Genomic DNA, 12,137 nt, shown 5'->3' on the forward strand with positions numbered 1-12,137 from the left:
ACGGAGAAAACTGCTACTACTCTACAGGCACAAGTGAGCATGTACACTGGCCATCGCTCAACACTTGCGCCAATAATGAACTACTTATTTTCATTTTTCTGGATTTTTCACTCCCCGCCCAAAACTTCCATAACCGCCTGCGCCTTCAACAAACATTCTTCATATTCATTTTCGGCGATAGCGTGATAAGTTATAGCTCCACCTGCGTGAAACGAAAGGTATTTATTGGAGGAATTATAAAGCAATGAACGGATCACTACGTTAAAATCAAAATCATCATCCGGACTGAAATAGCCTATTGCACCTGAGTATACGCCACGCTTACTGCGCTCATATCGCTCCATTAACTGCATACAGCTAACTTTCGGGGCACCTGTCATGCTGCCCATCGGGAAAGTGTTTTTGATGGCCTGTACGTTTAAAAGGCTGTCCTTTATTTCACAAACCACCGTAGAGATCATCTGGTGCACCTGCTTAAAGCTGTAGATACCAAAAAGTTCTTCGGTTTTAACCGTGCCGGGTTTAGCCGATCTGGTTAAATCATTTCTTACCAGGTCAACAACCATTACGTTTTCCTGCAGTTCTTTGGGATGGCTGCGCAGGCTCTGTTTAGCCTGTTCATCGGCTTCAATATCATCCATCCTTTTAGCCGTACCTTTTATGGGTTGCGAAATGAGTTTACTTCCCCGTTTAGCCAAAAATCGTTCGGGCGAGGCGCCGAGAATATAATTCCCATTCCATTTAAAAAAAGTGGAGAACGGATTGGGCGAAACTTCGTTCAGTCTCGTAAAAATCTCCAGCGGATCAAGAAGTACATCCTCTGCAAAAAATTCCTGGCAAAAGTTAGTGACATAAATATCGCCCTGGGTAATGTGCTCTTTTATTTTGTTTACCGTGTCAATGTATTCCTGCCTGCTGAAGCGTGGGGATAGGTTGATATTAGCCTGCTGTACAGGTTCAATTAAACCCTGCTCAATGATTGATCTTACGACAAGTTCGGGATTATCTGAAATAATTTCAGCCTCCTCCCCCTTATCAAAATCAGATGCTGAGGAACAAAGAAATACAGGTCTGGAAATTCTAAACCATCGGGATTGGTGGATGTAAGCGCTTCAATTTCATTTTTGAGGTCATAGCCCAGGAAACCCGTCATCCATCCGGGGTTACTTTTCCTGAACTCATCAAGCTTATCAAAAGCATTACCGGCGTTAGCATTCAGAGAGGTACGGGAGCCGACCGCTATCAGCGTATCAAATTTGGAATAGGGATCATTAAATCCGTTCGAATCAAGATAACACAGTGTGTCAAAAGTTGCAGCCCATTGCAACGCCTTTATTCTGAATCCCGGCAGATCATTAACCTGTACTATCACCCTGCAAAAATAACCAAGTAAATGAAAAAGGCCGGGATGCCCGGCCTTTTATTCTTATTATTAACCCTAATTAATATAGGGGATAACCTATTAATGTAATGTTAAAGTCTGCTTCCTGTCCGGACCTACAGATAAATATTTCACTGGTACGCCAAGTTCGGCCTCAAGATAATCAATGTATGATTGCAGCTTAGCCGGGATCTCAGACAGTTCGGTAATACCAGTCAAGTCTTCGTTCCAGCCATTAATTTCCTTGTAAACCGGCTCTGGTTTAACTGAGCAAATATCGTAAGGCATATAATCAATCTGCTCGCCCAGGTAGTTATAATGAGTAGCAGCATAAATTTTATCGAAACCGCTTAATACATCAGCCTTGGTCATTACCAGTTGAGTAACGCCATTAAGCATAATAGCGTATTTTAAAGCAGGAAGATCGATCCAGCCGGTACGACGTGGCCTGCCTGTAGTAGCACCAAACTCATGGCCTACTTTGCGTAGTTCCTCACCTGTTTCGTTTTCCAGTTCGGTTGGGAACGGACCGCCACCTACACGGGTGCAATAAGCTTTGAAAATACCTATTACTTCGCCAATTTGCTGTGGGGCAATACCTAAACCTGTGCAAGCGCCGGCAGCGGTAGTATTTGATGAAGTTACAAACGGATATGAACCAAAATCAATATCAAGCATAGCGCCCTGAGCACCTTCTGCTAAAACTTTTTTGCCTTCTTTAATATAGTTGTTAACCAAATGTTCAGAATCAACAAGCGGGAATTGGCGTAAAACATCGAGAGCTTCAAAAAACAATGTTTCGCGTTCTGAAAAATCTGCTACCTCGCCGTAAAGCTGCTGCAGCATTGATACGTGTTTATCAACCAGCTTCTGATAACGCTCCTTAAAATCGGGCAGGGTGATATCACCAATACGTAAACCGTTACGACCGGTTTTATCCATATAAGTTGGACCAATACCTTTTAAAGTTGAACCAATTTTGCCTTCACCCATCTTTTTTTCATTAGCGGCATCAAGCAACTGGTGAGTTGGTAATATCAGGTGTGCTTTTTTAGCAATTAAAAGATTCTTTTTGGCCAACAGGTCATGCCCCGCATCTTTTAATTTATCCAGTTCTTTTTTCAGGGTGATAGGATCAATCACCACACCATTACCAATAAGGTTCATGGTGTTTTCAAAAAATATACCTGAAGGAATGGTGTTTAAAACAAACTTTTTACCGTCAAACTCTAAAGTATGACCTGCATTTGGTCCGCCCTGGAAACGTGCAATCAGGTCGTAACCTGCGCTAAGCACATCAACAATTTTTCCTTTTCCTTCATCGCCCCACTGGAGGCCTAATAATACGTCAACAGCCATTAATTTATCGTAAGTTCAAGAATATGTGTTATGAAAGGGGGCAAAGTTAAATTTTTCTGTCACAAAAACCCTCTCTTAATTTGGCACAATTACCATAAAGATTTAAAGAGTGGTGTTTGATGTCAAATTTTAATATATCGCCCATCATACTCTGGATCTGCTGGATGCGCGGATCGCAAAACTCAACCACTTTACCACAGTCGATGCAAATGATATGGTCGTGCTGTTTGTAGCCGTATGATTTTTCGAACTGGGCCATGTTTTTACCAAACTGGTGTTTAGTGACCAGATCGCACGAAACCAACAGCTCAAGCGTATTGTAAACCGTTGCACGGCTTACACGATATTTTTTATTTTTCATGTGGATGTACAACGACTCCACATCAAAGTGATCTGTACGGGAATATATCTCTTCGAGTATAGCAAAACGTTCAGGGGTTTTCCTGAGGTTTTTATTTTCGAGGTAGGCCTCAAAAATTTTTTTAACCATTGGTATGGTATCCTGCTGTGACATAATGATGTATTAACGGGGCAAAGTTATTAATAAATTATGGATTAGAGAGACAAGAGGTCAAGAGTCAAGAATCAAGATTGGTGAATTCTGTCTTGCCTCATAATTCTTAATTTCCTGCTTCTTTCTTGCTTCTTGACTCTTGACTTCCTGCTTCTATCCTCACGATGCTTTTTCAATTGCCGAATCAAAACGGTTAACCGCGGTTACGCCTTTTACTTGTTTTAGGTTTTTAATCAGGGTATCAAGGTGACTGGTGTCATTCACATACAACATCAGCGAGCCTTCAAATATACCATTATCACTATCAACAGTGATAGATCTGATGTTTATTTTAAAATCATTTGATATTACGGTGGTAAGCTTATTGATCAGCCCTACCTCATCAATACCGGTAATACGCAAACCGGTAAGAAAAGCAAGCTCCTGCTGATTTGTCCAGCGGGCTTTTACTATCCTATAGCCGTAGTTGGCCATGAGCTTAGCCGCATTGGGGCAATTGGTACGGTGGATCTTGATACCGTCGCTTACGGTAACAAAACCAAAAACATCATCGCCGGGGATAGGGTTACAACAATTGGCCAGCTTATAATCTATTTTTTGCATATCCTCGCCAATAAGCAGGATATCGCTGTCTTTAGCCTTGATATTTTTGATGAGGTTTTGAACCTGCTCCTGGTCAATTTTATCCTGCGGCTTATTATCAATCACTTTTTCGGATGCCTGGTACTCTTTCAGGTCCTTCATATCAATAATGCCCTTGGCAACATTGTAAAAAAGATCCTGAGTGGCCTGCAGCTTGAAAAAGTAGCTGATCTTTTGCAGGTTTTCGGAATTGTAAGTGATCTTAAGCGATTTCATTTTACGCTCCAGGATCTCTTTACCATCCTCGGCAATTTTGCGTTTCTCCTCTTTTAAAGCCGACTTGATTTTAGCCTTAGCCTTAGCGGTAACCACAAAGTTAAGCCAGTCTTCCTTAGGTGTTTGTTTGCCCGAGGTAATGATCTCTACCTGGTCGCCGTTCTGGAGCTTGTAGCTTAGCGGCACCAACTTATGGTTTACCTTGGCACCTATACAGCTTGCGCCTACGTCGGTATGGATCTCGAAGGCAAAATCAAGCGCTGTAGCATTTAAAGGCAACTGGATCAGCGCTCCTTTTGGCGTAAAAATGAAGATCTCATCGCTGAAGAGGTTCATCTTAAAATCATCGATGAAGTCGAGCGCGTTGGTATCGGGATTTTTGAGCATTTCGCGCACTTTATGTACCCATTGGTCAAGGCCGCTGTCGGTGCTGGCTTCCTTGTATTTCCAGTGTGCAGCAAAACCTTTTTCGGCAATTTCGTTCATGCGCTTGGTACGGATCTGTACTTCAACCCACTGCCCCCGAGGGCCCATTACCGTGGTATGCAATGACTCATAACCGTTGGCCTTGGGCGATGAAATCCAGTCGCGCAGCCTGTCCGGGTTTGGACGGTACTGGTCGGTTACTATAGAGTAGGCTTTCCAGCAATCAGCCTTTTCATGTTCAGGGGCGCTATCCAATATAATCCGGATGGCGAAAAGATCATATACCTCTTCAAAAGGTATCGATTTCTTTTTCATCTTATTCCAGATGGAGTGGATAGATTTCGGTCGCCCGAATATATCGGCCTCAAGCCCCTGGCTTTGTAATGATTTATTTATTGGCTCGATAAAATCACGGATAAAACGCTCGCGTTCGGCCTTTTTCTCGTTCAGTTTATTTTTGATGAACTGGTAAGTTTCACGTTCCATATATTTCATGGAAAGGTCTTCCAGCTCAGATTTTATGGCATACAAGCCCAGGCGGTGTGCCAGGGGCGCATACAGGTAAACCGTTTCTGATGATAACTTAAGCTGCTTGTCCCTGGGCATAAACTCCATGGTACGCATGTTATGCAGCCTGTCGGCAAGCTTAATCAATATCACCCTTACGTCGTCGGCAAGGGTAAGCAGCATTTTACGGAAGTTTTCGGCCTGCAATGAGCTGTTGGTATCAAATACGCCTGATATTTTGGTAAGGCCGTCAATAATTTTGGCCACCTTTTTACCAAATTCCATCTCAATTTCATCAAGCGTCATGTTGGTATCTTCAACCACATCATGCAGCAGGGCGCACACTATTGAGGTGGTACCCAGGCCAATTTCTTCGGCGGCTATCTGGGCAACAGCAATAGGGTGATATATATAGGGTTCGCCGCTTTTACGGCGCATATCCTTATGGCTTTCAAGCGCCATATCAAATGCCTTGCGTATCATGCGTTTATCGCCCTTTTGCAGGGTTGATTTACAGGCACGCAACAAAGCACGGTATCTTTTTAGTATCTCGTTCTTCTCGGCTTCCAGGTCTATCACTAAGTCTTTCATGTACGGGGTATTAGCGGTATTCAATCATAAACATGCAGCAAATAAATATTATTGCAGGTATTAGTAAAATACCAAAAAAAATTACATTATTTTTGTATTAAGTAAAAATATGAAATTTATTGGTTTTACGCTGCTGTTATGTTGCTTAATGGGTGCTGCAAAGGCCCAAACAGCTACGCCTGCACCCGTAACTCTTGGCAAAAATGATACCATCAAAACAGCGATGACCAACCTTGACGGTGAGCTTGTGCCATGGATAGTTGAGCCGGAGGTTAGAATTGTAGATACCCGTATTTTTGCGAGCGAGGCCGATAGGCTAAACTACCGTCGTTTGCGTTATAATGTAATGAAAGTACTGCCTTACGCACGTTTTGCAGGGCAAAGGTACCGCCAGTTACAACGCGACCTTGCCGTTACCGCCGACAGGAAAAAACAAAAAGAACTCGTAAGCACCTGCGAGGGTGAAATAAAAAACCTGTTCAATAAAGAGATCAAAAACCTGACAATTAGTCAGGGCGAAGTTTTAATTAAGCTTATTGACCGCGAAACCGGGCAAACCAGCTTTGCTATGGTTAAAGAATTAAAAGGCGGCTTTAAGGCTTTCATGTTCCAGTCGGTAGCCAGCATATTTGGTCATAATCTCAAAGAAACCTACGACCCTGAAGAACAGAAGGATATCGAGGCCATATTAAATCAGGCCGGATATAATTCATACAGCAATTAGTTTAATGGATAACAAAAGCATTTACCGGTTTAACGTTAAAAAGTTAAACGGTGAAGAGATCAGTCTTTCCGAATATAAAAACAAAGTTCTTTTAATTGTAAACACGGCATCACAGTGCGGTTTTACACCTCAGCTAAAAGAATTGGCAGCTTTAAAAACTGAGCTTGCCGGCAAGGACTTTGAAATTCTTGCATTCCCTTCAAATGATTTTGGCGGCCAGGAACCTTTAGACGGTGAGGCTATTGCCGTTTTTTGTGAAGCCAATGGAGCAAATTATCCCATATTTGAAAAAATAAGGGTACGCGGCCCCTATGCCGACCCTTTGTATCAATTTTTTGCCGATAAAAAGGAGAATGGCAATGTGCGGTCGGTTCCGCGCTGGAATTTTCATAAATTTTTGATTGATAAGAATGGGCATGTAGTTGATTTTTACTACCCTTTCACCAAACCAAACTCCTCAAAAATCAGGCGAAAGATTGACCGCCTGCTGACAGCGGCGTCTAACCAATGAATTACTTTTGCGCATGCTTAAATTAGATATATTAGTTTTATCGGTACATCCTGATGATGCTGAATTAGGTTGCTCAGGTACAATTTTAAAACATATAGCCCTTGGCTACAAAGTTGGTATTGTTGACCTTACCCGTGGCGAACTGGGCACCCGCGGCTCGGCCGAGATCCGTAAACAGGAAGCTGCCGCCGCCGCCGAAATATTAGGTTTAGCCGTACGTGAAAACCTTGGCCTGCCCGATGCCTTTTTTGAAAATACCCGCGAACACCAGGTAAAGGTTATTGAAGCCATCCGCAAATTTCGCCCCTCCATCGTAATAACCAATGCTTACCATGACCGCCATCCCGATCATGGCCGGGCAAATGAACTTGTTGAAGCCTCGGCATTTTTAGCGGGCCTTCGCAAAATAGAAACATTTGATATTGATGGCACACCACAAGAGGCCTGGCGGCCAGACATGGTGCTGCATTTTATACAGGATAATTATATTACCCCTGATATATTAATTGATGTAACCGAACATTGGGATAAAAAGATAGAGAGTATTAATGCTTACGGATCGCAATTTTATAACCCAAGCTGGGAAGAAGAACCTCAAACCTATATTTCAACATCCAATTTTATTGAAATAGTAACCGGCCGGGCACGCGAGTTTGGTAAAAGCATCCAGGTTAAATACGCCGAGGGCTTTACGAGCAGAAAAATTTTAGGAGTAGATAATTTATTTAACCTTAAATAATACTTATACTTAACTATAAGTTATATATAATAAATTCCACTTTAAATAAACAGGGAGCCTGAAAATCAGGCTCCCTGTTTATTTAAGCAAGTATGATGATATTTATGCTTTAATATATTCAAAGCGATTATTTTCATTGCTCCTCTCCCTTCTGAGCTTATTTTCATTAGCTAATTTTAAGAGGATCCCTGAAAGTTCAGATGTTTTAAAGTCAGAGTCATACTGTTCTTTACAGTAATTGGCAATTGATGAAATAGAACGCTGACTATCAAAGAAATCTGTATTCAGCAATTGATTAAGTATTTTGGTAGCACCAGGCTTTTTACGCCCTGAAACACCTCCGCCTTCATCTTCAATGCGTAATTTCCTTACTTTTTTACCAAACATTTCAACACCCTCGGCATCTACTTTCTCCGATTCGATCATAACCTCCAGTAAACGGTCAATTATACGAACCTGCACGGCTTCAGATTTGAATGAGTTTACAACCTCGGCAACTTCAACCAGTTGTTTCTTTAATTTCTCTATGTGTTTGCTCATGGTGCTTGAAATAGAACTACGTTACTTTAATAGGGTTGCAACAAATCTAATCGGAATAATAACAAAAAATATAGCGGATTTTGGAAAAAAAGTAGCGTATATTAATATCTTTCTATTTTTGCAAATAATAGATGCCGATTTTACCTTATTAAATATTAGTTAATTTCATCCGTTTCATGAGCGGATTTGGCTGTAGCCGGAATTAATTTTCTTTATTTACTGTGTTATAAAGTGACCGAAAGCTGTTCAAGCATGTCAAGGCCTATGTCAATGTGGCTTTTTTCGATGATCAGCGCGGGGCGGAAACGCACACTCCTTTCGCCGCAGCCAAGGTACATAATATTATTATCAAAACCTTTTTTAATAAAGCTGTCCCTTATTGCTTTGTCCGGAAAATCAAAGGCAGTAAGCAACCCTTTCCCCCGCACATTACTTACAACCGGGTGCCGTTCGGCAATTTCACTCAAACCATTTTGCAGGTACTCTCCCATTACTGCCGCATTATCGCAAAGCTTATCCTCCTCAATAATCTCCATTATTTTTGACGAGCGTACCATATCAACCAAACTGCCCCCCAGGTTGAGTTTATGCGCGATGATACTTTAAATACATTATCTTCAACCTCGTCAATGCGCCGGCCAGCCAATATGCCGCAAACCTGCATTTTTTTACCAAAGGCAATGATATCAGGGCGCGCCTTTTCTCCAAAGTGTTCATGGCACCAGAATTTGCCTGTTAAACCAACTCCCGTTTGCACCTCATCGTAAACCAGCAATGCCTCGTACTCATCAGCAAGTTCACGCAGCTTCTCTAAAAACTCTTTGCGTACATGGTTATCACCGCCTTCTGATTGTACAGGCTCAATTATTATGGCGCATATATCATCCTTATTATCTTCAAATGCTTTCCTGATTTGTGCCACCGATAATTGCTCTCTCTTTAACAGGTCTTCATGATTGGCATCGCTGTAAGGGAAATTCATATAAGGCACAGATACCCGCGGCCAGTCAAACTTGGCAAACCACTTGGTTTTATTAGGCAAGGTATTGGTAAGGCTCAGGGTATAACCCGAGCGGCCATGAAAAGCATGCTCAAAGTGCAATACTTTAAAACCTTTTTCCTTAGTATAGCCCCTGGCAAAGTTTTTCTGCACTTTCCAGTCCATAGCTACTTTCAGCGCATTTTCGATAGCCAGCGCACCACCGGAAATGAAAAAAGCATGCGGTAAATATTCGGGGATCCCTATCCTGTCAAATGTTTCAACAAACTGGGCGTATTGCGTAGTGTAGATATCTGAATTTGACGGGTTGGTTAATGCCGCAAGCATGAGGTTTTTCTTAAACTCTTCATCATTCAGCATTTTGGGATGGTTATAGCCCAAAGGCACCGAAGCAAAGCAGGTAAAAAAGTCAAGCAGTGTGCGGTTATATTTTGCGTCATAAATATAAACACCCTTACTTTTTTCCATATCAAAAGTGAGGTCGAATCCATCGGCCAGTACATGCTTTTGAAGCGATGCCTGGACATCCTGCGGAGAAACAAGTAGGTTGTACATATTAATTTGGTTTATTACAAATTTAGTAAAAACCGCCTAAAATCAAAATTTAAGCGGTTTTTGAACCGATTGACAAAAAAGTAACTTTAAATTGTTTAAAGTTACTTTTTGTACCAAACTCAAAACCGGTACACCTGCTTCAACCACAGTATTCATAAAAAAATGCAGCCGAAATTTACATTTTCCGCCCGGTTAACATCAAATTCCTCCTCCTGCGAACCTGAATTGTACCGGGGTAGCTTGATAAAATTTTCATTTTAATTAATTTGACATAGGTTGATTATTTTAATACTAAATTAGTGGCAGATACAACCAAAAGGGATATTTATAACTATGGGAGAAGAACCATTATCTGCCAGCAACTCAAAACCGGTCCCAAAATTAACATTTATCAATAGTACCGACTGGGATTTACTTGAAGACCTGCCCGTTGCAGTTTACACCTGCGATAAAGAGGGCTACATAACCTCATTTAACAAAGCGGCGGTAACGCTTTGGGGCAAAACGCCTCACATTAATAAAGACAAGTGGTATGTAAACTGGGAGATATTTACATCCGATGGTATACTGTTAACTCCCGATGAAACACCAACGGGCAAAGTATTAAAATATGGCAAGCCTGTAAAGCAGCAGGAAATGCTTATTAAACGTCCTAATGGAAGTGTAAGTTATATATTATCCAACCCTAAACCCCGTTTTAATGAAAATGGCGAACTGGCAGGCGCCGCCAATACCCTGATAGATATTACAGAACAAAAAAATACCGAATCAAAGCAATGGATGCTGGCCTCTATCATTGAATCATCAGAAGATGCCATTGTAAGTAAAAACCTTGATGGTGTAATTACCAGCTGGAACGGCGCGGCCCAACGTTTATTTGGTTATACAGAAGATGAGATCATAGGCAAACATATCACGGTTTTGATACCGGAAGACCGTTATAATGAAGAAGAAATGATCATTAATAAAATACGGGCCAACGAACGGATAGAACATTTTGAAACCATACGTAAAACAAAAAGCGGCGAGGAAATACAAATTTCGCTTACCATATCTCCTATAAGAAACAACAGCAATAAGGTAATAGGGGCTTCAAAAATAATCCGCGATATAGGCAGGCAAAAAAATCAGAAGAAAGATTACAACAATATGCCGAACGCCTGGAAATCTTAAACTCCATAGGACAGGTTATTTCGGCCGAGTTGGATATTCAAAATATCCTGCAAAAAGTTACCGATGCCACTACCCAGCTTTGCGGCGCGCAGTTTGGCGCTTTTTTCACAATCAGGTTAATGAGCAGGGCGAATCATATATGCTGTTCACGCTTTCGGGCGCGCCGCGTGAGGCATTTGAAAAATTTGGTATGCCGCGTAATACGGCAGTCTTTCACCCCACTTTCAGTGGCGAGGGAACGGTAAGGGTTGATGATATAACCAAAGACCCGCGTTACGGAAAAAATGCACCACATTTTGGCCAGCCTAAAGGGCACCTCCCGGTAGTAAGCTACCTCGCGGTTCCGGTAAGGGGCAAATCGGGCGAGGTGATTGGCGGGTTATTTTTTGGGCACGAACAACGGGCCAGATTTACCAGGGAGCACGAGCAACTTGTTTTGGCTGTTGCCGCCCAGGCCGCGGTAGCACTTGATAACGCCAAGCTTTATGAAAATATTAAAGAGCTTAATGAAAAAAAGGATGAATTTATAGGGCTTGCAAGCCATGAGTTAAAAACACCGGTCACCAGTTTAAAGGGTTACCTGCAAATCATTGCCCGTAACCTCCCACCGGATGATAAAAGCAAAGTACTGGCCAACAGGGCATTGGAGCAAGTAGGCAAATTAACCATCCTGATATCGGATTTGCTTGATGTTACCAAAATCCAGACCGGTAAATTGCCTTTTACTTATACCGATTTCGATGTGATCAAACTGCTTACCGAATTGAGGGAGATCCTGCAACAAACCGGCCCCTCCCATCAGCTCCTTTTGAATTTACCTGCCGGGGAATTAATTATCCATGCCGATAGCCAGCGTATTGAGCAGGTTGTCATTAACCTGGTAACCAACGCCGTTAAATATTCGCCAAAGGCAGATAAAGTGATCATCGAAGCCCTTGTGATCAACAACAAATTCAGGGTATCGGTGCAGGATTTTGGCATCGGGATCCAGCCCGATCAACTGGATCGGGTGTTTTCACGTTTTTACCGCGTTGAGAACCTCGCCTCTCACATGTCGGGGTTAGGAATTGGCCTGTACATTTGCCAGGAAATTGTTAACCGCCACCAGGGCAGGCTTTGGGTTGAAAGCACTTACGGCGAAGGCTCAACCTTCCATTTTGAGATCCCAATAAACACGAATTGAAATTTATGCACGAATGCTTAGCGTATTATTGAGCAATTAGAACGAATTACACGAATTAGTTGGTTCGTGTAAATTC

The 12,137-nt window shown here is 42.1% G+C and carries 13 protein-coding genes; 5 read left to right on the plus strand and 8 right to left on the minus strand.

Translation table 11 applies throughout. The annotated features are described in order from the left end of the window. Nucleotides 1-107: 107 nt before the first annotated feature. The 5 genes from ACRQ5D_RS00925 to ACRQ5D_RS00945 all read right to left on the minus strand — a co-directional run bounded on the left by ACRQ5D_RS00925 (nt 108) and on the right by ACRQ5D_RS00945 (nt 5,636). Nucleotides 108-1,103 (minus strand): anthranilate synthase component I family protein, encoded by a 996-nt coding sequence (locus ACRQ5D_RS00925; RefSeq protein ID WP_431200922.1) that lies wholly within the window; start codon nt 1,101-1,103, stop codon nt 108-110. Next, complete coding sequence (locus ACRQ5D_RS00930) at nt 986-1,372, minus strand: hypothetical protein (RefSeq protein ID WP_431198960.1); 387 nt, start codon at nt 1,370-1,372, stop codon at nt 986-988. Before ACRQ5D_RS00930 ends, ACRQ5D_RS00925 begins: the two co-directional genes overlap by 118 nt. A 90-nt stretch (nt 1,373-1,462) precedes the next feature. Further along, nucleotides 1,463-2,740: an adenylosuccinate synthase gene (locus tag ACRQ5D_RS00935; protein WP_091175280.1), complete on the minus strand. Its 1,278-nt coding sequence runs from the start codon at nt 2,738-2,740 to the stop codon at nt 1,463-1,465. Between the two features lie 46 nt (nt 2,741-2,786). Continuing rightward, nucleotides 2,787-3,254: a Fur family transcriptional regulator gene (locus ACRQ5D_RS00940; RefSeq protein ID WP_091175283.1), complete on the minus strand. Its 468-nt coding sequence runs from the start codon at nt 3,252-3,254 to the stop codon at nt 2,787-2,789. Between the two features lie 159 nt (nt 3,255-3,413). Next, nucleotides 3,414-5,636, minus strand: coding sequence for a RelA/SpoT family protein (locus tag ACRQ5D_RS00945; protein WP_090529622.1), 2,223 nt, complete (start codon nt 5,634-5,636; stop codon nt 3,414-3,416). A gap of 109 nt (nt 5,637-5,745) precedes the next feature. Here ACRQ5D_RS00945 and ACRQ5D_RS00950 point away from each other — a divergent pair, with 109 nt between their 5' ends. The 3 genes from ACRQ5D_RS00950 to bshB1 are packed head-to-tail and all read left to right on the plus strand — an operon-like array spanning nt 5,746 to nt 7,610. Continuing rightward, the gene (locus tag ACRQ5D_RS00950) at nt 5,746-6,360 is read left to right on the plus strand and encodes a DUF4294 domain-containing protein (protein WP_091175285.1); all 615 of its coding nucleotides are present in this window, start codon (nt 5,746-5,748) and stop codon (nt 6,358-6,360) included. Between the two features lie 4 nt (nt 6,361-6,364). Then, nucleotides 6,365-6,871 (plus strand): glutathione peroxidase, encoded by a 507-nt coding sequence (locus ACRQ5D_RS00955; RefSeq protein WP_091175288.1) that lies wholly within the window; start codon nt 6,365-6,367, stop codon nt 6,869-6,871. 13 nt (nt 6,872-6,884) lie between these two features. Continuing rightward, nucleotides 6,885-7,610 carry a bacillithiol biosynthesis deacetylase BshB1 gene (gene bshB1, locus ACRQ5D_RS00960; RefSeq protein ID WP_091175290.1) on the plus strand — a complete coding sequence of 242 codons (726 nt, stop codon included), beginning with the start codon at nt 6,885-6,887 and terminating at the stop codon, nt 7,608-7,610. A gap of 102 nt (nt 7,611-7,712) precedes the next feature. Here bshB1 and ACRQ5D_RS00965 read toward each other — a convergent pair whose 3' ends face one another. The 3 genes from ACRQ5D_RS00965 to ACRQ5D_RS00975 all read right to left on the minus strand — a co-directional run bounded on the left by ACRQ5D_RS00965 (nt 7,713) and on the right by ACRQ5D_RS00975 (nt 9,705). After that, nucleotides 7,713-8,150 carry a hypothetical protein gene (locus ACRQ5D_RS00965; RefSeq protein WP_091175294.1) on the minus strand — a complete coding sequence of 146 codons (438 nt, stop codon included), beginning with the start codon at nt 8,148-8,150 and terminating at the stop codon, nt 7,713-7,715. A gap of 224 nt (nt 8,151-8,374) precedes the next feature. Next, on the minus strand, nt 8,375-8,686 hold the full coding sequence (locus ACRQ5D_RS00970) for an aminotransferase class III-fold pyridoxal phosphate-dependent enzyme (protein WP_431198965.1): 312 nt from the start codon (nt 8,684-8,686) through the stop codon (nt 8,375-8,377). Next, nucleotides 8,686-9,705, minus strand: a complete 1,020-nt coding sequence (locus ACRQ5D_RS00975) for an aminotransferase class III-fold pyridoxal phosphate-dependent enzyme (protein WP_431198966.1) — start codon at nt 9,703-9,705, stop codon at nt 8,686-8,688. Before ACRQ5D_RS00975 ends, ACRQ5D_RS00970 begins: the two co-directional genes overlap by 1 nt. A gap of 333 nt (nt 9,706-10,038) precedes the next feature. On the opposite strand from ACRQ5D_RS00975, the gene ACRQ5D_RS00980 reads away from it, so the two are divergent. Together ACRQ5D_RS00980 and ACRQ5D_RS00985 are read left to right on the plus strand one after the other, a co-directional pair. Further along, nucleotides 10,039-10,878 carry a PAS domain-containing protein gene (locus ACRQ5D_RS00980; RefSeq protein ID WP_432328342.1) on the plus strand — a complete coding sequence of 280 codons (840 nt, stop codon included), beginning with the start codon at nt 10,039-10,041 and terminating at the stop codon, nt 10,876-10,878. A gap of 79 nt (nt 10,879-10,957) precedes the next feature. Continuing rightward, nucleotides 10,958-12,061, plus strand: coding sequence for an ATP-binding protein (locus ACRQ5D_RS00985; protein WP_432328344.1), 1,104 nt, complete (start codon nt 10,958-10,960; stop codon nt 12,059-12,061). Nucleotides 12,062-12,137 lie beyond the last annotated feature (76 nt).

Origin of the sequence: Mucilaginibacter sp. P25, assembly GCF_050859465.1 — a bacterium.
Lineage (GTDB): Bacteria > Bacteroidota > Bacteroidia > Sphingobacteriales > Sphingobacteriaceae > Mucilaginibacter > Mucilaginibacter gossypii.